Source organism: Lentzea sp. HUAS TT2 (assembly GCF_051853195.1).
Lineage (GTDB): Bacteria > Actinomycetota > Actinomycetes > Mycobacteriales > Pseudonocardiaceae > Lentzea.
This window is the reverse complement of the sequence record NZ_CP196667.1, coordinates 39,703-59,707: the sequence shown is the minus strand read 5'-3', so window position 1 is coordinate 59,707 and position 20,005 is coordinate 39,703. Positions and strand designations below refer to the sequence as shown.

Genomic DNA, 20,005 nt, shown 5'->3' with positions numbered 1-20,005 from the left:
TGGATTAACCCCTCACTCGGTCAAGGGAACGGCGGGCGGCGGCCACGACGTTCTCGGTCGTGAAGCCGAACTCCTTGAACAGGACCTGGTAGTCGGCCGAGGCACCGAAGTGCTCGATCGAGACGATCTCGCCGTTGTCGCCGACGTAGCGGTACCACGGCTGCGCGATGCCGGCCTCGACCGCGACGCGCGCCTTGACCGCCGACGGGATGACCGACTCGCGGTACTCGGCGTCCTGCTTCTCGAACCACTCGATCGACGGCATCGACACCACACGCACTGCAACGCCGTCGGCCTGCAGGGCCTTCCCGGCCTCGGCGGCGACCTGCAGCTCAGAGCCTGTGCCGATGATCACGATCTCGGGGTTCTCGTCACCGAAGAGCACGTAACCACCGCGCTTGACGCCCTCGGCGGAGGTGCCCTCCAGCGTCGGCAGGTTCTGCCGGCTCAGCGCGAAGCCGACCGGGCCGAGCTGCTCGATGGTGGCCTTCCACGCGTACGCGGTCTCGTTCGCGTCACCGGGACGGATCACGGTGAAGTCCGGGATCGCGCGCAGGGCGGCGAGGTGCTCGATCGGCTGGTGCGTCGGGCCGTCCTCGCCCAGGCCGATGGAGTCGTGCGTCCACACGTACGTCACGGCGGCCTGCATGATCGCGGCCAGACGCACCGACGGGCGCATGTAGTCGGAGAACACGAGGAACGTGCCACCGAACGGGCGGGTCGGGCCGTGCAGGGCGATGCCGTTGAGGATCGCGCCCATCGCGTGCTCGCGGACACCGAAGTGCAGCACGCGGCCGTACGGGTCGGCGTTCCACATGCCCGTGGAGATCGACGGCGGACCGAAGGACTTGGCGCCCTTGATCGTCGTCAGGTTCGACTCGGCCAGGTCGGCCGAACCGCCCCACAGCTCGGGCAGGTGCTTGGCGAGCGCGTTGATGACCTCACCGGAGGCCTTGCGGGTCGGCACGCCCTTCGCGTCCACCGGGTAGACCGGCAGGTCGGCGTCCCAGCCCTCTGGCAGCTCGCGGGCGACGAGGCGGTCCAGCAGCTTCTTGTTCTCGGCGTTGGCGGACGCCCACGCGTCGAACGACTTCTGCCACTCGGCCTTGGCGTGCTCGCCGCGCTTCACGACCTCGCGGGCGTGCGCCAGGACCTCGTCGGCGACCTCGAAGGTCTGCTCGGGGTCGAAGCCGAGGATCTGCTTGGTGGCCTTGACCTCGTCGACGCCCAGCGCGGCGCCGTGCGCGGCACCGGTGTTCTGCTTGTTCGGCGCCGGGTAGCCGATGATCGTGCGCAGCAGGATGAACGACGGCTTGTCGGTGACGGCCTTGGCCTTCTCGACGGCCTCGAGGATGCCCTTGACGTTCTCGCCGGACTCGACGACCTGGACGTGCCAGCCGTAGGCCTCGTAGCGCTTCGCGGTGTCCTCGGACAGCGCGATCGTCGTGTCGTCCTCGATGGAGATCTTGTTGTCGTCGTAGAAGACGACCAGGTTGCCCAGCTGCTGCGTGCCCGCGAGCGACGAGGCCTCGGAGGTGACGCCCTCCTCGATGTCACCGTCGGAGGCGATCACGTAGATGTGGTGGTCGAACGGGCTGGCGCCCTGCGCGGCGTCCGGGTCGAACAGGCCGCGCTCGCGGCGGGCGGCCATGGCCATGCCGACGGCGGAGGCCAGACCGGAGCCCAGCGGGCCGGTCGTGATCTCGACGCCCCTGGTGTGACCGTGCTCGGGGTGACCCGGCGTCTTCGAGCCCCACTTGCGCAGGGACTTGAGGTCGTCGAGCTCCAGGCCGTAACCGGACAGGAACAGCTGCACGTACAGCGTCAGGCTGGAGTGCCCCGCGGAGAGCACGAACCGGTCGCGGCCGATCCAGTCCGCGTCCGCGGGGTCGTGCCGCAGCACGCGCTGGAACAACGTGTACGCGAGCGGCGCCAGGCTCATCGCGGTGCCGGGATGGCCGTTGCCGACGTTCTGCACGGCGTCCGCCGCGAGCACGCGCGCGGTGTCCACGGCGCGCTTGTCGAGCTCGGTCCAGTCGTCAGGCAGATCGGCCTTGGTGAGCCGGGTGATGTCGTCGGTGACGGTCACGGACTTACAGCTCCAAACTTGTCGTCTCGTGCGGGGCGAGACCCAAGCGATCGAACACAGTCGTGAATCGATCCCGAACGGCCTGACCCGCTTCTCTCCCACGTCCTCCGGCCAGCCTAGTCCTGAGAGATTCAGATGTTGCTCTGAAAGGTCCCAGGCACGTGTGTGCCGGGGCACACCAGCACCCGAACGGGCTGTGAATTCTTTGCGCGGTTACCATCAGTCGCTGGATTTCACACCTGTCTCAACACGAGGAGCGTTCCCGCGATGAGTGCCGTCCTCGAGGCCCCCAGGTCGCCTCGCCAGGTTGTTGGCGCTTACGTGGCGCTCACCAAGCCGCGGGTCATCGAGCTCCTGCTGATCACCACGATCCCCGCGATGCTGCTGGCCCAGCACGGCCTGCCGCCCCTGTGGCTCATCGCCTGCACCCTCACCGGCGGCACCCTCGCCGCGGGGTCGGCAAATGCCCTCAACTGCTTCGTCGACGCCGACATCGACTCGGTCATGAAGCGCACGGCGGCCCGCCCGCTCGCCCACAACGCCATTCCGCCGCGCAACGCCCTGATCTTCGGCGTCGTGCTCGGAATCGTCTCGTTCGCTTTCCTGTGGATCTTCGTCAACCTGATGTCGGCCGCGTTCGCGGTGGCGACGATCCTCTTCTACATCTTCGTCTACACGCTCGTGCTCAAGCGCCGCACCTCCCAGAACATCATCTGGGGCGGCATGGCGGGCTGCATGCCGGTGATCATCGGCTGGAGCGCGGTGACGGGCACCGTCGAGTGGCCGGCGCTGGTCATGTTCGGCGTGATCTTCTTCTGGACGCCGCCGCACACCTGGGCGCTCGCGATGAAGTTCAAGGAGGACTACGCCCGAGCAGGCGTGCCCATGCTGCCCGTGGTGGCGACAGCTCAGCAGGTGACGCGGCAGATCGTGATCTACAGCTGGATCACCGTCGTCTGCACCCTCGCCCTCGCTCCTGTCACCTCGTGGATCTACGTGGCGATCGCGGCGGTGTCGGGCGTGTGGTTCGCCGTCTTCGCGCACAAGTTGCACAACGTTGTTCGCCGCGGCGGGTCCACGAACACCATGAAGTTCTTCCACATGTCGAACCTCTACCTGATGCTCGTGTTCTGCGGTCTCGCCGTGGACGCCGTGGTCGGGTTGCCGGTGCTTGGCTGGCCGTTCTAGCTGCACCTCCAGTCGTACGGCTGTGGCGCCCGTTGAGTTCACCGTCACCGGTGGTGAAGGTTCACCACTGGACTTCGTCGCGGCCGTGACGCCCGCGTCCTCGCTGGTCGTGATCACCGATCCGGGCGGCTGGGCGCAGGTCAGCCAGGGGCTCGCAGTCGGGGCCGCCGGCTCGGCCGTGGTCACGACCGAGGTGCGGGTGCTGCGGTTCGCGGTGCTCGACCTGCGGCACTTCCCGTCGGCCTCCGCGCTGCCGTCGCTCTCGGACGTGCCCGGCGACGTGGTGGCGCTGCACGACACGCGGTCCTGGGACTCGGCGCCGGTGGTCGCGTCGCTGCGCGGGCTGGGCAGGCCGGTCGTGCTGTTCACCGCCGTGCACACGTGGGTGTCCGGTGTGGACGCTTCCTCGGTGCTGATGGGCTGGAGCGCACCGCACGTCGTGCTCGCCCAGCCGCGCGGACCCGGTGAGGCACGGGTCGAGGACGTCCTCTGGCAGTTCCGGGAGCTGGAACGGCGAGGGGCGATGACCTACACCGCCCTGCCCGCGCCGCCGGTGGTCCCCGACCGCGCGGTCACCGTGCTGGTCGCGCACCCCGGTGCGACCGAGGGCATCGCGGGGGCGTTGCGGCCCGGCGCGAACTACGAGGTGTGGGCGCGCGTCGGTGCGCACGGCACGGTGCTGCCGGCGGACCTGGAGCTGCGGGCCGTGCTGAGCATGCCGGGCCGGCCGGTGCAGGCCGAGTCGTTCGTGCTGCCCGCCGACGGGCCCAGCTCGTGGGTGAGCTTCGAGGTCACCACGCCGTACGCCGCCGTGCCGTGGACCGGCGAGCTGGTCGTCTACCACGGTGTCGTGCCGGTGCTCGTCCAGCAGGTCGTGCTGTCGGTCGGCGCGGGCGAGCCCCGGTCGGTGCCGCGCCTGAAGCTCTCCCGGACGTTCGGCGATCTCGCGCCCACGTCGTCGCGGGCGGCGTCGATCCTGGTGCTCGGCGACCGGGCGCTGGTCGCGGCGGGCGGGGTGCCGTCGTGGGTCAGCCTGGCGGGCTGCTCGGTGACGCTGCCGCGGCTGTCCGCGCTCGATCCCTGGTACGGCAAGGACTTCCCGGCCTACTGCGCGGATCTCGCGTTCCTCGCCCGGCAGGGTTGGGCGATGTACGCGCGGCTGTTCGGCGAGCTCGGGCCGGCCGACGCCGTCCGGCGGGCGGCACGGGTGACGGGTCGTCCGGCCGGTCTGATGGTGGCGGCCGCCTCGGGGGCGGGGTCCGTGCCGTGGCCGATGATCTACGACCTGCCGTTCACGGACGGGCCGCACCGGTTGTGCGCGTCGGTCGGGCAGTTCGGGCCGTTCGGTGCAGGGGGAGAGGTGCCCGCGCACTGCCCTGTCGCCGATCACAGCGGGAACGTGTTGTGCCCCTTCGGTTTCTGGGGTCTGTCGAGCGTGCTGGAGCACCCGGCCGGTCCGCTGGTGACGCGCATCTCGCCGCGCCCGTGGCCGTTCGAGGTGTCGATGGCGGTCGACGCGGGGATGGACCGGGGGCTGACCGAGCGGCACGTCACGGAACTGATGTCGCAGATCTCGCCGGAGTCCGTGACATCGGCCTATGTCACGCCGTCCGAACTGGGGCGGGTGCTGGCCGATGAGTCGATGGACGTCGTGCACCTGCACTTCCGCGAGGGGTTCCTCGACGCCGAGGAGATCGCTCGGTGGGACCGCGAGGGAGTGTGGCCGCGTCCGCATTGGCCCGTGCGCAAGCCGTTGGTCGTGGGGACATCACCGATGGCCGAGCTGGTGCACTCGTTCGTCGAGCACGGCGCGTCGGGCGTGATCAGCCCCGAGGTGGCCGTGCCGCAGGACATGGCGGGCTGGGCGACGGGCATGGTGCTCGCGCGGCTGGCCGCCGGGCTCAGTGCCGGGGACGCGCTGCGGCAGATGCGCTGGGAGATGCTCAGCCGTGGCAACGTGATGGGGCTCGCCTACGCGTTGCACGGAAGTGCGGATCTCCGGGTTCGCTGAACCGCGGACGGCGGCTGGTCGTTTACCTCGGCATGCTGAACTCGCAAGCCCAGATCCGTCAGGCCGTCGCGGAACTGACCGAGGCCTTCGGTGACCGGGTGCCGGACGAGGTGATCCGCGAGGTCGCTGCCGCCACGCACGAGGAACTGTGTCGCACCGCGACCGTGGGCACTCATCTCGCCGTGCTCACCGCACGCCGCGCGGCCCGCGAACTCGCGTTCACCGCCATCGGGGTCACGATGCCTCAGCAGCAGACCGCGGGCCTCACGCCTGCTCGTTGACCCGCAGGTAAACGGTCTCGGCGCGGCTCACGGCCGTGCGCGCAAGCCTCGACAACTCGCTGAGGTGCGCGAACGCGGCGTGGAAGTCCATGTCGACGAGAGGCGCCCACGACAGCGCGACGTCGTGCATGCGTGCCGGATCGGCTTTGACGAGCTGCGCCACGAGCGCAGCAGGGAGTGCGACAACGTTGTCATCGGGCAGAGGTGCCCACACCTCGTTGAACACCTCATGCCACACGACGACGGCTTCGCGCGGGTCGTAGTCGCCGGCAGCGACCGACTCCGTGCCGTTTTCGACGAAGAACGTGCTCAGGACGCCACCTTGGTCAGCAGGTCCTCGACGCACGGGTCGTCGAGGGACTCAACGATGCACTTCCACAGCTGGAGGTTCGTCTCGGCCCACCTGGTGTAGGTCGCGGCGGCCTCCGAGTCGTAAAAGTAGTAGCCCTCGTCGGCTTTGCCCACCTGCTCGCCCACGATCTTGTGCGCGAGCTCGCGCAACGTGATGCCGTTCTCCTGGAGGTACTTGTGCGCCAGGACGACCGGCGTGACCGGCAGCGCCTTGAACAGGGTGTCCGCGTCGGACAGCGCCTGCGCCTCCAGGGAGATGTCGCGGGAGCGGGTGCGCATCTCGGCCTCGACGACGATCCGCTCGATCCACTCGATGTCGCCCAGCGAGACACCGGCGATGAAGAGGATCTTCCGGCGCAGCGCCGCGCCGTCCGTGGGCAGCGAGTTGCGGCGGACCATGTAGTTCAGGTCGTGCACCAGTGCGGCGACCTCCACCACGTCCCGTGCGGCGCCGTTGCGTTCGGCGAAGTGCACGGACTTGTCCCGTACGAAGCTCACGTGGTGCCAGCCGTGGAACTGCAGCTTCGCGGCCAGGTCCTCGCACAGCCGCTTCACGCGCTGCTCCACGTCCGCTATGACCGACCTCGGGATCATCGTGCGCGTACGCATCATCAGCCCTCCTGACAAGGTGGGCTGATGGTAGGCGTGCCGCAGCGGCGTCGGCGGGGCTTTACAGGTGGTTCGTCAGATCCTCCAGCCGGTCCTCCACGGGCACGTGCCGGTGGCTGACCCCGGTGTCCGGGTCGTAGCTCAAGCTCCACGGGTTCACCGCACGCGACTTGACCAGGAACGTCATGGTCCCGTCCGCCGCCCGTGGGATGCGGTGGAACTCGTGCGCGAGCATCGTGCCGGTGGTGCCCTCGGGACATTGCGTGCGATTGGTGAGTTCTGTGCCGACGACCGTGCGGCCGCCGACGCCGAGCCGGGCGTCAAAACGTTCGTGCAGGTAGGCGCCGCTCAGGATCGTCGTGCAGAAGTGGTAGCGGTGGTTGTGCACGGAGTCGGCGTATCCGGCCCGCCAGTCGTTCAGCGGCTTGTACTCGTGCAACCAGAACGTGAACGGTTCGTCCGCTTCGTCCCTCAGACACCAGGCGAAATGCGTTGTCGTCTCGCGCGAATGCGCGATCACCCAGGTCGCCTCCTGGGGAGTGAGCCCGTCGATGTGGGCGCGAAGCTCTTTGCGCAGCTCGGGGCGGGCCGCCCAGTCGGTGAACCACATGCCGACATCGGCCCAGTGGTCGACCAAGGGGAATTCGGCACGCTTCATCCGGGCGGCGAGCTCCTCGAGCGCGGACAACCCGGTGAACTCGGCTAGCAAGATCGATCAGCTCCTCAACTGAGCAGATGCGGAGAATTCGCGACGGAATGCGTGGAACTTGCCTTCGAGTTCCGTGAAGCCGTCTTTGGCGAGTGTGTCGCCGGTGATCTTCTCGAACAGCGCCAGGAAGTCGTCGCGAGTAGTCGCTGGCGTGATGGCGAAGTGGTAGCCGGCCTTGGAATTGCAGATGCGCAGGAACTCCGCGCGTTCCATCGCGTAAAGGAACGAACTCTCAGTGAACCTGAGCGTGCGCGGATACTGCCTGAGCACTCCCGCTGTGTTGCTGTAGAGCGTGAGCCACGCCGAGTCGTCGAACAGCTCGAGCCGGTCGAGTGGCGGATCCGAAACGATGGTGACGTCGATCCGGGAACAGCGGCTGCGCGCGGCGAAGAGCCCGACGAGACCTATGCCGATCTGTTCCTTGAGCCGTTGCTGGATCTCGTCGTAGTCGCCGTCCGCGCCCTCGTTGCGCAGCAGGTACCGCGCGCGCCCGCTGATCGCGTTGTCGTCGCGCGGATCGGCCAGCACGGCCCTGAGCTCGCACTCCGTCTGGCTGAGCAGCACTCTTCCCGCCGCGTACCGGCCCGCGAACCCGCGGAAGCAGTATAGCCGCGTCCGTTCCAGGTCCTGCATCATGAGCTGGTTGAACACAGGGTCCGGCGTGGCCGTCGGCTCGAACACGTGGCTGGGGAAGAACTCCCGATCGAGTGCCCGGTACTCCTGGGTGAGCTCTATCAGGGCCTTGCGGCTCTCCTCGATGACCGGCGCGAGAAGCGCCTTCTGCGCCGCTTTCGACGTGATCAACGTCTGGGTGAAGCTCACCACCGCGGAAATGAGAGTGCCCGTACCCAGTGCCGTCAGCAGGTTTCTCGGTGCCCCGGAATCCATTTGACTGGAAATGGCCAGCGACGCACCCGACGTCACGACGAGTATGAGGAGGAGCAACCCGGTCCGAGTCCAGAACAACTCCTGGATCAGGTTGCTGCGGATGCCTCCGGCCTCCGCGGACACGTGTTCCACCTCCTGGGTCACCAGATCGGCCGCTACCCGAACGGACGAATGCGCTCGGTGTCCGATCAAGTGCGAGGAGTTACTGTACGCGTCGGTCAAAAGATAAGGAAGCTGCTATTCGTGCGACATTCCGGACCGGAATAAGCGCCTTTGAGCCCAGTGGCCGGACCGCATCCGTGCGCCTCGGTGACGCCCCGTCGCCGCGGACCCCGATCGGGTCGGATGAGGGTGACCGGCCCACCCACATGTACCCATGCCGGGTGGCATGGGCCAGGCGGCCGCGCGGGCTGCTACACGCCGCTCACACCTGTCCGAATACTCTCACCCACCATGCGTAACGTCCTGCTCATCGCTTCCGTGGCGCTCGCGGCGGCCACCGGCCTCGCCGGCTGCGCCGGTTCGGCCCAGCCCTCCGCCGGCGGATCGTCGTCGGCGGCGACGCCCACGAACCCCTGCAAGGTCGACGACTTCAAGGTTACCGGCGCCTTCGGTGCGGCCCCGGCGGTCGAGATCCCGAGCTGCAAGCCCACCGAGGAGCTCCTCATCAAGGACCTGGTGCCCGGCACCGGCGCCGAGGTGAAGGCGGGCTCGACGGCCACCGTCAACTACCAGCTCACGACGTTCTCCGACAAGAAGGTGCTCGACAGCTCCTTCAAGCGCGGCGAGCCGTTCGCCGTCGAGAACGTCGGCCAGGCGCAGGTCATCGACGGCTGGAACGAGGGCATCATCGGCCTCAAGGAGAACGGCCGCCGCCTGCTGATCGTGCCGCCCGCCAAGGGGTACGGCCCCGGCGGCCAGGGCATCAAGGCGAACGAGACGCTCGTGTTCGTCATCGACGGCGTGAAGGTCACCCCCGCCGCCTGATCCCGAACGCGAAAACGGCCCCTCGGCAAGCATCGAGGGGCCGTTTTCTTTGCTCTTACGGCAGGAGCAGCAGCTTGCCCGTCGTCCTGCGCGACTGCAGGTCGGTGTGCGCCTGCGCCGCCTCCTCCAGTTTGTACCGCCCGCCGATCCGGATGTTCAGCGTGCCGGACGCGATCGCCCCGAACAGGTCGGCGGCCCGCCAGTCGAGCTCCGCGCGGTCCAGCAGGTAGGCACCGGTCGACGGCCGCGTCAGGTACACGGACCCGGCCGCGTTGAGCCGCTGCGGGTCCACCGGGGGCACCGGTCCCGACGACGCCCCGAACAGCGCCAGCATCCCGCGCGGCTTCAGCGAGGCGAGCGACTGGTCGAACGTGTCGGCGCCGACCCCGTCGTACACGACGTCGACCTTCTCGATCTGCGAGGCGAAGTCCCCGTACCGCAGCACCTGCTCGGCACCGGCCTCCCGTGCCAGCGCCTCCTTCTCGTCGGTCGACACCGTGGCGATGACGGTGGCGCCCTTCGACTTCACCCACTGCGTCAGCAGCAACCCGACACCACCGGCCGCCGCGTGCACCAGCACCCGGTCGCCTTCCTTCACGACGTACGTCGAGTGGATCAGGTAGTGCGCGGTGATGCCCTGCAGCAGGCTCGCCGCGGCCAGCTCGACGTCCAGCCCGTCCGGCACCCGCACGGCCGAGGCGGCGGGCACGACGACCTCGGAGGCGTAGCTGCCCAGCACGCCCATCCACGCGACCTTGTCGCCGGCGGCGAAGTCGGGGGAGTTGCTGGTGACGACCTCGCCGGCGCCCTCGAGGCCCAGGGTGGTGGGCAGCGGCAGCGGGTACTGGCCGCTGCGCTGGTACGTGTCGATGTAGTTGACGCCCGCCGCGGCCACCTTCACCAGCAGCTCGCCGTCACCGGGCACGGGCGAGGGCACGTCCGTGTGCTCCAGCACCTCCGGTCCACCGGCCGAACGCACCACCACTGCCTTGGGCATCTGTCCTCCTTGATCGACTCAACCCGCTCAACCCCGGTCGCGACCACGATGTTCCCGGTTCCACCGAATGGGAACCACCGCGGTCCCAGCATGGCGGCATCCGATTCGTCCCGCTGGCGCTACGTTCGGTACTACCACGGTGACAGTCGGCACTCGGCCCTGATATGACCGGTCCATGCGAAAAACATCCCTGCTGCTGATCGCATTGCTGCTACTGGTGGGAGCGCTTCCATCCCACGCCGCCTCCGCCAAGAAGGGCGTGAACGCGGCCGACGACCCAGGACCGGCCGGCGCCGCCATGACCGCGCTGGACGCCCGCTGGTACTACACCTGGGCCTCTGACCGGCGCGGGATCCAGAGCAACGCCGAGTTCGTCCCGATGATCTGGGGCGCGGCCAGCGTCACCGACGCCGAGCTGAACAAGGCGAAGGCCAACGGCAAGCAGTTGCTGGGGTTCAACGAACCCGACATGGCGGGCCAGGCGAACATGACCGTCGAACGCGCGCTGGACCTGTGGCCACGCCTGCAAAGCACCGGACTGCGGCTCGGCGCCCCCGGTGTCGCCTTCGGCGGTGACGTCGCCGGCGGCTGGCTCGACAGGTTCATGGCCGGGGCGAAGGCGCGCAACCTCCGCGTCGACTTCATCCCGATCCACTGGTACGGCCAGGACTTCTCCTCCGCGGCCACAGGACACCTGGAGTCGTACCTGCGCAACGTCTACAACCGTTACCAGAAGCCGATCTGGCTGACCGAGTACGCGCTGATCGACTGGCGTTCCGGCCGCGCGGTCTACCCGAGCCAGCAACAGCAGACCGCGTTCATCACCGCGTCGACCAGGATGCTCAACGGACTGTCCTTCGTGGAGCGGTACGCGTGGTTCACGTTGTCCACCAAGACCAGTCCGACCGGACTGTCCACCGGCACCGCGCTCACCGCGGCCGGCAACGCCTACAAACCGGCCTAGTCCTCACCCAGGGCCACCCGGCGCGCGAGCCCCAGCGGCAGCGCGCCGGACCCCGCGATCCGGTCGTGGAAGTCGCGCAGCGAACCCAGTCCCGCCGTCAGGTACTCGTCGCGGATCAGGTCGATCTCCAGCGCCCCGGTCAGATAGGACGGCGCCTGCGTCGGCCACGCGCAGTACCGCTTCACCTCGCCCGCCGCGGTGCCCGGCGTCAAAGCCGTGCGCGCCACCATGAACGCCTCGGCCTCGGCCGGCGTCATGTCGCCGCAGTGCAGTGCCGTGTCGACGATCATCCGCGCCGCGCGGAACAGGCGTGCCTCGACGTGGCTCATCAGCGCGCCCTGGGTGGTGTAGTAGCCGACCGAGCGCAGCAGCTTCTCCGAGTACAGCGCCCAGCCCTCGGAGAAGTACGACGTCCGGAACACCTTCCGCAGCGGGTGCGCGGGGCCCTGCGCCGCCAGCCACGCCGAGTGCCAGTGGTGGCCGGGGTAGGCCTCGTGCACCGAGATCGTCGGCAGCTGCGAGCGCGAGTTGGTGCGCAGGCGTTGCGCGACCTGCTCGTCGGACGCCCCGTCGGGCGTGAACGGCACGAAGAAGAACCCGGTCCGCTTCGAGGTGAGCGACGGCGGCCCGAGGTAGCTCGCGACCGACATGAGCGCCCGCTGGAACGGCGGCGACTCGACCACCTGGCAGTCCTCGCCCTCGGGCATCGTCACCAGCGAGTGCTCGATCAACGCGGCGCGCGCCCGTGAGGTCTCCGCCTCGTACTCGGCGCGCATCGCCTCCATGGTCGGCGGGTGGTCGTCCTGCAGCGAGCTCATCACCGCGCGCCAGTCCGGCGACCCCGCCAGCTCGACCAGCTCCGCCTCCAGCTCCGCGTAGGCGTCCTGCCCGCGCTGGTGCAGCTCCGGCGCCCCGTAACCCAGCAGTTCCTTGTCCTGCAACACGGTCGAGTAGAGCTTCTCGCCCATCCGCCAGTCGCCCGCGGCCCGCACGGCGAGGTCCTCCAGGAACGCGGCGTGCCGGTCGAACGCGTCGGCGGCGGGACCGGCGGCCTCGGCCAGCGTCGCGCGCAGCCCCGGTGACGACACCTGCTGCGGCAGCTGGTCCAGCAGGAACGCGCGGCCCGTCCGCACCTGGCCGAGCGTGCGCAGCACGACCAGCGACGACGTCAGCGACGCGTCGAGGTTCGCCTCGGCGGCGGCGAGCACCGACGGCACCTCGCGCAGCTTGGCGACGGTCGACGTGACGAGGTCGGCCTCGGGCAGCAACCCGTGCAGGAACGGGCCCAGCAGCCCGAAGAAGATGATCCCGGTGTACTCGTGCGGGTCGCGCCGCCAGCCCGGCCACGCCTCCATCGCCGAGGCCCCGCGCAGCACCGACACGGCGAGATCGCGGTCCACCGACGTGGGCAACGCCTCCAGCCGTGCCAGCCAGGTCTCCCTCTCCCTGGCCCGCTGCTCGAACGCCGCGGCGGAGAAGTCCCCGAAGGTGGAGTAGTGCTCCAGCGAGCCGACACCGGCGGCATGGGCCGGGTGGTGGTCGAAGTACCACGAGAGGAATGACGTGAGCGTGTCGGTGGTCACCCGACCGAAGCTACTCGCTGGTTTTAGAGTGTGAGGGTGTCTGATCAAACCACGCAGAAGCGCATCGCCGAGTTCGTGAAGGCCCACGGCAAGCCGGACACGGCGGTCAGGGCGGTAGTCGAGCCGATCGGCCGGGCCGGCGCGCGGATCGTGCTGGTCGGCGCCGATGGCGCCATGGGCGACGTGATGACCGCGGACGTCGAGTCCGCCGTCAAGGCCGTCGAGGCAGCCACCGGCGTCGAGCAGGCCGAATGGGACCGCGAGACCACCGGCGCCACCAAGATCGGTTCCGCCCACCGCCGCAAGATGGCCAAGATGCAGTCATGACGGCTGTGCTCACCTCGTGCGATCGGCCGCGGTCATGAAGGTCGTGCTCGCTTCGTGCGACCGCCTGCCGTTCGGCGACGGCGACGAGGAGTCGCTGGTCGCCGCCCTCCGGCGCGACGGCGTCGACGTCGAGTGGCAGCCGTGGGGCGGTGCCGTCGAGGCCGACCTCGTGGTCCTGCGCACGACCTGGGACTACCCCGACCACCTGGCCGAGTTCCTGACCTGGTGCGAGAGCGTGCCGGGGCTCGCGAACCCGCTGCCGGTGGTGCGCTGGAACATCGACAAGTCGTACATGGCCGAGCTCGCCGCCCACGGCGTCCCCGTCGTGCCGACCACCGTGGTGCAGCCGGGGGAGGACCCCGCATTTCCGGATGGCGAGTTCGTGGTGAAGCCGGCGGTCGGCGCGGGTTCGCGCGGTGCCGGCCGGTTCACCGACCACGCCGCGGCCCGCGCACACCTCACCGCACTGGGCGTCAAGGCGCTGGTGCAGCCCTACCAGTCCACTGTGGACGAGAATGGCGAGACCGCGCTGGTGTTCTTCGCGGGCGAGTACTCCCACTCGTTCCACAAAGGACCGATGCTGGCGCAGGGCCTGGCAGAGGCGGAGTCCGGCCTCTACGTCGAGGAGCGGCTGGGCAGCATCGAGCCGTCGCCCGGTCAGGTCGCGCTCGCCGAGCAGGTGCTCGACGTGGCCGCGGAGCTGCTCTCGTTGCGGCGCAGCGACTTCCTCTACGCCCGCGTGGACGTCGTCGAGGGCGCCGACGGCGAACCGCTGCTGCTCGAACTGGAGCTGACCGAGCCGTCGCTGGGCTTCAAGCTCACGACCGACGAGGCCGCGTCCCGGTTCAGCAAGGTCATCCAGGAAGCGGCGTCCCGCGGCTAGGGTCGGATCATGACCACCGCGAACGTCAACGGCATCAACATCGGCTACGACGACGAAGGCACCGGCGACGACGTGCTGGTGCTGGTGCACGGCCATCCCTTCGACCGCACGATGTGGCGGCCGCAGGTCGAGCACTTCAGCGCCAGGGGCCACCGGGTGATCGCCGCCGACCTGCGCGGCTACGGCGAGACCACGGTCGTGCCGGGCATCACGCCCTTGGACGTCTTCGCGGCCGACATCGCGGGCCTGCTCGACCACCTCGGGATCGAGCGGTTCGTGCTCGGCGGCCTGTCGATGGGCGGGCAGATCGTCATGGAGTGCGCGCGGACGTTCCCCGAACGCCTGCGCGGACTGATCCTCGCCGACACCTTCGCGCAGGCGGAGACCGAGGAAGGTCGCCGCCACCGCAACGACATGGCCGACCGGCTGCTGCGCGAGGGCATGGGCGGCTACGCCACCGAGGTCCAGTGGAAGATGGTGGCGCCGCACAACCCCGAGGCCGGCGAGTTCGTCGCGGGCCTCATGCACAACGCCCCGCCGGAAGGTGCCGCGGCGGCGCTGAGGGGACGCGCCGAACGGCCCGACTACAGCGAGACCCTCACCACGATCACCGTGCCCACGCTGGTGATCGTGGGCAGCGACGACGAGTACACGCCGGTGAAGGACGCCGAGTACATGAGCGAGCGCGTGCCAGGTTCGACGCTGGTCGTGGTCGACGGTGCCGCCCACATGCCGAACCTGGAACGCCCCGAGGTGTTCAACCGCGCGGTGGAGGAACTGCTAGCGCAGACCTGAGCCGATCCCGGTCAGTCCGCGCACCTCCATCTCCGCCTGCTTGGCCGGGTCCGCCTTCTCGCCACCGAGGACCGTGCCGAGGAACCCGGCCAGGAACGACAGCGGGATCGACACGATGCCGGGGTTCGACAGCGGGAAGAACGCGAAGTCGGCGTCCGGAAAGACCGACGACTTCGAGCCGGAGATCGCGGGGGAGAACACGATCAGCAGCACGCACGACGTGAGACCGCCGTAGATGCTCCACAACGTGCCGCGGGTGTTGAACCTCTTCCAGAACAACGAGTACAGCAGCGTCGGCAGGTTCGCGGAGGCAGCCAGCGCGAACGCCAGCGCGACCAAGAAGGCAACGTTCTGGCCGTTCGCCGCGATGCCGCCGACGATCGCCAGCACGCCGACGCAGACCGCGGTGATGCGCGCGACCTTCACCTCGTCGCGCGGGTCGGCTTCGCCGTGCTTGATGACGTTCGCGTAGACGTCGTGCGCGAACGAGGCCGACGCCGTCAGCGTCAGGCCCGCGACCACGGCGAGGATCGTGGCGAACGCCACGGCGCACACGATGCCGAGCAGCACGGTTCCACCGACCTGGAACGCCAGCAGCGGCGCCGCGGAATTTTCGCCGCCGGGTGCGCCGGTGATCTTGTCCGTGCCCACCAGGGCCATCGCGCCGAAGCCGATGACCAGCGTGCACGAGTAGAAGATCGCCATCATCCACGTCGCCCACACCACGGACTTACGCGCCTCGCGGGCGTTCGGCACCGTGTAGAAGCGCATCAGCACGTGGGGGAGAGATGCGGTTCCCAGAACCAGGGCAAGCGCGAGAGAGATGAAGTCGATCTTGGACAGGTCCGTGGCGCCGTACTTCACGCCCGGCGACAGCACGGCCTCGCCCAGCGGCGAGCGCTGCGTCGCGCGGTCGAGCATCGAGGAGAAGTCGAAGCCGAACTTGCCGATCAGGAAGATGGTCAGCAGCGACACGGACAGAATCAGCAGCACGGCCTTGATGATCTGCACCCACGTGGTGCCCTTCATGCCGCCCACCAGCACGTACAGCACCATCACGATGCCGACGACCGCGATGATGATGGCCTGGCCGATCTTGCTGTGCACGTCCAGGAGCAGCGCCATCAGGCCGCCGGCGCCCGCCATCTGCGCGATCATGTAGAAGATCGAGATGACCAGGGTCGCGTTCGCCGCGGCCGCGCGCACGGGGCGCTGGCGCATGCGGAACGCCATCACGTCGCCCATGGTGAAACGGCCGGTGTTGCGCAGCCGTTCGGAGATGAGCATCAGGCCGATCAGCCAGGCGACCACCCACCCGATCGAGTACATGAAACCGTCGTAGCCGTTCACGGCGATCGCACCGGAGATGCCCAGGAACGACGCCGCGGACAGGAAGTCACCGGAGAGCGCGATGCCGTTCTGGGTGCCCGTGAAACTGCTGCCCGCCGCGTAGTAGTCCGACGCGCTGACGTTCCGCGAAGACGCCCGGTAGACGATGTAGAGCGTCAGCAGCACGAAGATGCCGAAGACGGACAGGTTGATCGCGGTGTTCGCCCCGGTCACGCGAGCTCCTCGTCGGTTTCCACGAGCGCGCGCACCTTGTCGACCTGAGGGTCGAGCTTCCGCTTGGAGTAACGCGCGTACGCCATTGTGATGATGATGGTGGTGACGATCTGGAGGAATCCCATCGTCAAGCCGACGTTCACTGTTCCGAACAGCGGAGTGCTCATGAAGTCGGCGGCGTAAGCAGAAAGCAATACGAACGTGACGTACCAAGCGAGGAACACCAGTGTTGCCGGGAGAATAAATCGCTTGACCCGGCGCTTCAGGTCGAGGAAATCCTCACTCGTTTGGATGGCATCGAAATCAGGCTCACCGTCACCATCGATAAGCAATGAGTGAGCAGGCTCTTCAAAGGTCGCGAAACCGGGGGTGGCCGGGCGTGACACGGAGGGCAGCGCCTTCGTCATCAACCGCTCGCATTCGTTACGGGGAGTGCCCGGCGAGGCTCCGCGCACAGAGCGCGTCCGATCCGGGGGTGGGGGGCGCAAGCGTAACCACGCGGGGCGTTGAGTCAATCCCTGGAACGCGCATGACCACCCCAAAAGGTCGGTAGTCACGGTGGGTGATCGATCGTGCACGCCCCAGGTCGTTGTCGCGTCACGCTCTCTGGCCTACTATCCGCTCACACCCGATACGGCTGACGGAGATATCGAGCTGCGGGGACATCGACTCGCGAGGATTCGCCAGGCCAGGAGGTAGCCGATAGTGGGGCACTTCGAGCGCGCCTTGGGGATCATTTCGTGAATGTCGAGTGGAGAAAGATCAGCGACTGGCGCAACTGGCGCCTGCCCGTCAAGCTCGGCGTCGTGCTCGTGGTGCCGGTGGCCGTGGCCGTCGGCGCGGGCGCACTGCAGATCTCCGGATACGTCGACCGGTCCGACAACTACGTGCAGATGCAGGGCCTGGTCCGGCTCAGGGCCGATCTCGCGCCATTGATCTCCAGCATCCAGCAGGAACGCACGCTCGCCGCGCAGAGCGCCACCAGCGGTTCCGGTGTCGGCGCCTATCAGAACCAGATCCGCGCCACCGACAACGCCGTCTCGACCGTGCGCCGCCGTCTCGAACGCACCGACGGTGTCAGCGACGTCTCACGCCAGCGCTTCGCCGAGGCCGGCGGTCAGCTGGAGACGTTGAAGAACCTGCGGGAGAAGGTCTCGCAGGGCGGCGACGGCGGCGACCCGTCCGGCGGCACCTACGGCTACTCCGCGATCGTGAAGTCGTTGCTGGACTTCGAACAGGCGCTCGTCGGCCAGTTCACCGACAACGCCATCTCCGGCACCGCGGTGGCGCTGCACAACATGGTCATCGCGCAGGAGCAGGTCTCGCTGCAGCACGCGTTCGTGCTGGCCGGGATCGGCCGCGGCAAGCTCCTCGGCCCCGAGGTCCGCGCGCTGGAGCAGTCCGACATCCGGTTGCAGGACCGCCTGAACGACTTCCAGGCCATCGGCACCACCGAACAGCGCCGCGCCTACGACCAGACCGTGACCGGTGCCGCCGTGGCGAGCCGCAACGCACTCGTCGAACGCGCGCTCACCCAGCCGGAAGGCACCCCGCCGCCCGCGACGCGCCCCGGCCAGCCCAAGCCGCCGCCGGAGTTCGGCATCGCCGTCGACGACTGGAACAAGGCGTCCGGCACCACCTCGCGGCTGATGGAACAGGTCGTCCGCGAACTGCAGGACGAGCTCGCGAACACCTCCGCCGCACTGCAGGACGACACGTCCAACAAGGCGGGCGCCGCCGCGGTCATCCTGCTCGCGATGCTGCTCATCGCCGGCACGCTCGGCTTCGTCATCGGCCGCTACCTGCTGCGCTCGCTGTCCGAGCTGCGGCGCTCCGCCCTCGACGTGGCGCACCACCACCTCCCCGAGGTCGTCGCCGCCATCCGCGCGGACCGCGCGCCGGACACCACGATCGAACCGGTGCCCGTGCACTCCGTGGAGGAGTTCGGCCAGCTGGCGCGCGCGTTCGACGCCGTGCACGAGCAGGCCATCCGGTCCGCGGTCGAGCAGTCGTCGCTGCGGTCGGGCATGAAGAACATCTTCGTCAACCTGTCACGCCGCTCGCAGGGCCTCGTCGAACGCCAGCTCAAGCTCATGGAGGAGCTGGAGCGGCACGAGGAGAACCCCGAGCAGCTCGCGAACCTCTTCAAGCTCGACCACCTCGCGACGCGCATGCGCCGCAACAACGAGAACCTGATGGTGCTGTCGGGCACCGACGTCGCCCGCCGGTTCCACCAGCCCGTGCCGCTCGCGGACGTGCTGCGCGCCGCCGCGTCGGAGATCGAGCACTACCAGCGCGTCGTGGTGAAGTCGACGCCGTCGGTCGAGATCGTCGGCTACGCGGCCAGCGACCTCGTCCGCCTCGTCGCGGAGCTGCTGGACAACGCCACCGCGTTCTCCGCGCCCGCCACCCAGGTCGTGATCGGCTCGCGGCTCGACCAGCAGGGATCCGTGCTGATCGAGGTGGCCGACCAGGGCATCGGCATGGGACCTGCCGAGCTCACCGAAGCCAACGAGCGGCTCTCGACCGGCACCGAGGAGGACGTGCCGGTCTCGCGGCAGATGGGTCTGTTCGTCGTCGGCAGGCTCGCGGGCCGCCACGGCATCACCGTCCGGCTGCGCGGGGCGGGAGAGGGCCGCGAGGGCCTGCGGGCGTTCGTGCTCGTGCCCTCGGAGCTCGTCCGCTCGCACGAGCCGGCCCCGGTGCAGTCCCAGCCGCGGCACGCCGCGCTGCCGCAGCCGAAGCCTGCCCTCCCGAAGCCGCCGCACGTCGTCGTGAAGACGCCGAACCTGGCGCCACCCCCAGCGCCCGCACCGGCCATCGACGGCCCGCGCGAGTCGGCGGAGTGGACGTCGTTCCGCGGCGCCGCGATCGACGAGTCGCTGCCCCAGCGCACGCCCCGTCCCGCGTCGGCCGCGCACAACGGCGTGCCGGCGGAGTCGCCGAGTGAGACGACGTCTTCCTGGTTCAGGGGAAGCGTGGTGTCGGGCGAACCGGTCAACGGTGACCATTCGGCGGCGGTCAACCCCGGGCCCTCGCCCGCGTCGTCACCGTCGGTAGTGGCATCCTGGTTCGGGAAGAAGCCGGGAGGCACGGTCTGGGAGCAGGCGGGCGACCCCGCGACGGACGCCGGCGAGACCGATGCCGGGTTGCCGAAACGGGCGCCGCGTAAGAACCTGCTCCCCGACCTCGCGGAGCGTCCCGAGAACGGCACACGCCCCGCGGCGGGCCCGAAGCGCGATCCGGAACGAGCACGAGGCTTTCTCGCCAGCTACCAGACGGGCCTGCGACAGGCGCCGCTCGGCAGCAACGGGAGTGGAAAAGGCCAGGGGAACGGCCAGTACAACGGGGAGAAGCCATGAGCACGCCGCAGTCGCGCCAGGTCGACCAGTTCGGCTGGTTGATCACGAACTTCACCGATCGCGTGGCCGGTGTCGCCCACGCGATCGTGATCTCGGTGGACGGCCTGCTGCTCACCAAGTCGACCGGTCTGCCACCGGACCGCGCAGAGCAGCTCGCCGCGATCTCCTCCGGCGTCACGGCACTGACGATGAGCGCTTCACGTTGCTTCGAAGGTGGCGGAGTGTTGCGCACCGTGATCGAGATGGACTACGGGATCATGCTCCTCATGTCCATTCGAGACGGGTCTTGTCTGGCGGTTCTCGCCGCGCCCGACAGCGATGTCGGCCAGGTGGCCTACGAGATGACCGTGGTCGTCGAGCAGGTCGGTCAGATCCTCACCCCCGAACTGCGAGCGCAGCTGCACAGCGTGAGGTGATC

Annotated in this window: 19 protein-coding genes; 10 read left to right on the top strand and 9 right to left on the bottom strand. The window is 68.8% G+C overall.

Annotated features, from left to right (window positions below):
* Positions 1-4 precede the first annotated feature (4 nt).
* Entirely contained in the window at positions 5-2,089 is a 2,085-nt protein-coding gene (gene tkt, locus ACSHWB_RS00305) for a transketolase (RefSeq protein ID WP_439660066.1), read from the bottom strand.
* A 267-nt stretch (positions 2,090-2,356) separates the two neighbouring features.
* Here tkt and ACSHWB_RS00300 point away from each other — a divergent pair, with 267 nt between their 5' ends.
* The 3 genes from ACSHWB_RS00300 to ACSHWB_RS00290 are packed head-to-tail and all read left to right on the top strand — an operon-like array spanning position 2,357 to position 5,569.
* Positions 2,357-3,277 (top strand): heme o synthase, encoded by a 921-nt coding sequence (locus ACSHWB_RS00300; protein WP_439660065.1) that lies wholly within the window; start codon positions 2,357-2,359, stop codon positions 3,275-3,277.
* A 22-nt stretch (positions 3,278-3,299) separates the two neighbouring features.
* Complete coding sequence (locus ACSHWB_RS00295) at positions 3,300-5,288, top strand: hypothetical protein (protein ID WP_439660064.1); 1,989 nt, start codon at positions 3,300-3,302, stop codon at positions 5,286-5,288.
* A 32-nt stretch (positions 5,289-5,320) separates the two neighbouring features.
* The gene (locus ACSHWB_RS00290) at positions 5,321-5,569 is read left to right on the top strand and encodes a three-helix bundle dimerization domain-containing protein (protein WP_439660063.1); all 249 of its coding nucleotides are present in this window, start codon (positions 5,321-5,323) and stop codon (positions 5,567-5,569) included.
* Here ACSHWB_RS00290 and ACSHWB_RS00285 read toward each other — a convergent pair.
* The 4 genes from ACSHWB_RS00285 to ACSHWB_RS00270 form a co-directional block, all read right to left on the bottom strand.
* A complete protein-coding gene (locus ACSHWB_RS00285; protein ID WP_439660062.1) occupies positions 5,553-5,915 on the bottom strand; it encodes a hypothetical protein in 363 nt (120 codons plus the stop codon). The two genes, ACSHWB_RS00290 and ACSHWB_RS00285, sit on opposite strands and share 17 nt — an antisense overlap.
* A complete protein-coding gene (locus ACSHWB_RS00280; RefSeq protein WP_439664490.1) occupies positions 5,879-6,529 on the bottom strand; it encodes an HD family phosphohydrolase in 651 nt (216 codons plus the stop codon). Before ACSHWB_RS00280 ends, ACSHWB_RS00285 begins: the two co-directional genes overlap by 37 nt.
* A gap of 61 nt (positions 6,530-6,590) precedes the next feature.
* Positions 6,591-7,187 carry a hypothetical protein gene (locus tag ACSHWB_RS00275; RefSeq protein WP_439664489.1) on the bottom strand — a complete coding sequence of 199 codons (597 nt, stop codon included), beginning with the start codon at positions 7,185-7,187 and terminating at the stop codon, positions 6,591-6,593.
* 57 nt (positions 7,188-7,244) lie between these two features.
* Positions 7,245-8,183: a hypothetical protein gene (locus ACSHWB_RS00270; protein ID WP_439664488.1), complete on the bottom strand. Its 939-nt coding sequence runs from the start codon at positions 8,181-8,183 to the stop codon at positions 7,245-7,247.
* 396 nt (positions 8,184-8,579) lie between these two features.
* On the opposite strand from ACSHWB_RS00270, the gene ACSHWB_RS00265 reads away from it, so the two are divergent.
* On the top strand, positions 8,580-9,113 hold the full coding sequence (locus tag ACSHWB_RS00265) for an FKBP-type peptidyl-prolyl cis-trans isomerase (RefSeq protein WP_439660061.1): 534 nt from the start codon (positions 8,580-8,582) through the stop codon (positions 9,111-9,113).
* A gap of 55 nt (positions 9,114-9,168) precedes the next feature.
* Here the strand turns inward: ACSHWB_RS00265 and ACSHWB_RS00260 are convergent, their stop codons facing one another.
* Entirely contained in the window at positions 9,169-10,110 is a 942-nt protein-coding gene (locus ACSHWB_RS00260) for a quinone oxidoreductase family protein (protein ID WP_439660060.1), read from the bottom strand.
* 175 nt (positions 10,111-10,285) lie between these two features.
* On the opposite strand from ACSHWB_RS00260, the gene ACSHWB_RS00255 reads away from it, so the two are divergent.
* Positions 10,286-11,074, top strand: a complete 789-nt coding sequence (locus tag ACSHWB_RS00255; RefSeq protein ID WP_439660059.1) for a glycoside hydrolase family protein — start codon at positions 10,286-10,288, stop codon at positions 11,072-11,074.
* Here ACSHWB_RS00255 and ACSHWB_RS00250 read toward each other — a convergent pair.
* Complete coding sequence (locus tag ACSHWB_RS00250) at positions 11,071-12,657, bottom strand: DUF885 domain-containing protein (RefSeq protein WP_439660058.1); 1,587 nt, start codon at positions 12,655-12,657, stop codon at positions 11,071-11,073. The genes ACSHWB_RS00255 and ACSHWB_RS00250 overlap by 4 nt on opposite strands.
* 36 nt (positions 12,658-12,693) lie before the next feature.
* Between ACSHWB_RS00250 and ACSHWB_RS00245 the strand changes: the two genes are divergently transcribed.
* Genes ACSHWB_RS00245 through ACSHWB_RS00235 form a run of 3 tightly spaced genes read left to right on the top strand, consistent with a single transcriptional unit; the run spans position 12,694 to position 14,662 of the window.
* A complete protein-coding gene (locus ACSHWB_RS00245; protein ID WP_439660057.1) occupies positions 12,694-12,984 on the top strand; it encodes a hypothetical protein in 291 nt (96 codons plus the stop codon).
* 34 nt (positions 12,985-13,018) lie between these two features.
* Positions 13,019-13,867, top strand: a complete 849-nt coding sequence (locus ACSHWB_RS00240; protein WP_439664487.1) for a hypothetical protein — start codon at positions 13,019-13,021, stop codon at positions 13,865-13,867.
* 9 nt (positions 13,868-13,876) lie between these two features.
* Positions 13,877-14,662, top strand: a complete 786-nt coding sequence (locus ACSHWB_RS00235) for an alpha/beta fold hydrolase (RefSeq protein WP_439660056.1) — start codon at positions 13,877-13,879, stop codon at positions 14,660-14,662.
* Here the strand turns inward: ACSHWB_RS00235 and ACSHWB_RS00230 are convergent.
* Both ACSHWB_RS00230 and ACSHWB_RS00225 read right to left on the bottom strand, forming a co-directional pair.
* Entirely contained in the window at positions 14,648-16,225 is a 1,578-nt protein-coding gene (locus ACSHWB_RS00230; protein WP_439660055.1) for a solute symporter family protein, read from the bottom strand. The genes ACSHWB_RS00235 and ACSHWB_RS00230 overlap by 15 nt on opposite strands.
* Complete coding sequence (locus ACSHWB_RS00225; protein WP_439660054.1) at positions 16,222-16,632, bottom strand: DUF485 domain-containing protein; 411 nt, start codon at positions 16,630-16,632, stop codon at positions 16,222-16,224. Before ACSHWB_RS00225 ends, ACSHWB_RS00230 begins: the two co-directional genes overlap by 4 nt.
* Positions 16,633-16,965: 333 nt before the next feature.
* Between ACSHWB_RS00225 and ACSHWB_RS00220 the strand changes: the two genes are divergently transcribed.
* Together ACSHWB_RS00220 and ACSHWB_RS00215 are read left to right on the top strand one after the other, a co-directional pair.
* Positions 16,966-19,587 carry a nitrate- and nitrite sensing domain-containing protein gene (locus tag ACSHWB_RS00220; RefSeq protein ID WP_439660053.1) on the top strand — a complete coding sequence of 874 codons (2,622 nt, stop codon included), beginning with the start codon at positions 16,966-16,968 and terminating at the stop codon, positions 19,585-19,587.
* Positions 19,584-20,003: a roadblock/LC7 domain-containing protein gene (locus ACSHWB_RS00215; RefSeq protein WP_319971141.1), complete on the top strand. Its 420-nt coding sequence runs from the start codon at positions 19,584-19,586 to the stop codon at positions 20,001-20,003. The genes ACSHWB_RS00220 and ACSHWB_RS00215 overlap by 4 nt, the downstream gene beginning before the upstream one ends.
* The last annotated feature ends 2 nt before the right edge of the window (positions 20,004-20,005 follow it).

Excerpts from the sequence above, each read along its gene's own strand:
- ACSHWB_RS00300 (WP_439660065.1), top strand. The coding sequence starts at position 2,357 with ATGAGTGCCGTCCTCGAGGCCCCCAGGTCGCCTCGCCAGGTTGTTGGC.
- ACSHWB_RS00290 (WP_439660063.1), top strand. The coding sequence starts at position 5,321 with ATGCTGAACTCGCAAGCCCAGATCCGTCAGGCCGTCGCGGAACTGACC.
- ACSHWB_RS00280 (WP_439664490.1), bottom strand. The coding sequence starts at position 6,529 with ATGCGTACGCGCACGATGATCCCGAGGTCGGTCATAGCGGACGTGGAG.
- ACSHWB_RS00275 (WP_439664489.1), bottom strand. The coding sequence starts at position 7,187 with ATGAAGCGTGCCGAATTCCCCTTGGTCGACCACTGGGCCGATGTCGGC.
- ACSHWB_RS00265 (WP_439660061.1), top strand. The coding sequence starts at position 8,580 with ATGCGTAACGTCCTGCTCATCGCTTCCGTGGCGCTCGCGGCGGCCACC.
- ACSHWB_RS00260 (WP_439660060.1), bottom strand. The coding sequence starts at position 10,110 with ATGCCCAAGGCAGTGGTGGTGCGTTCGGCCGGTGGACCGGAGGTGCTG.
- ACSHWB_RS00255 (WP_439660059.1), top strand. The coding sequence starts at position 10,286 with ATGCGAAAAACATCCCTGCTGCTGATCGCATTGCTGCTACTGGTGGGA.
- ACSHWB_RS00240 (WP_439664487.1), top strand. The coding sequence starts at position 13,019 with ATGAAGGTCGTGCTCGCTTCGTGCGACCGCCTGCCGTTCGGCGACGGC.
- ACSHWB_RS00235 (WP_439660056.1), top strand. The coding sequence starts at position 13,877 with ATGACCACCGCGAACGTCAACGGCATCAACATCGGCTACGACGACGAA.
- ACSHWB_RS00225 (WP_439660054.1), bottom strand. The coding sequence starts at position 16,632 with ATGACGAAGGCGCTGCCCTCCGTGTCACGCCCGGCCACCCCCGGTTTC.
- ACSHWB_RS00215 (WP_319971141.1), top strand. The coding sequence starts at position 19,584 with ATGAGCACGCCGCAGTCGCGCCAGGTCGACCAGTTCGGCTGGTTGATC.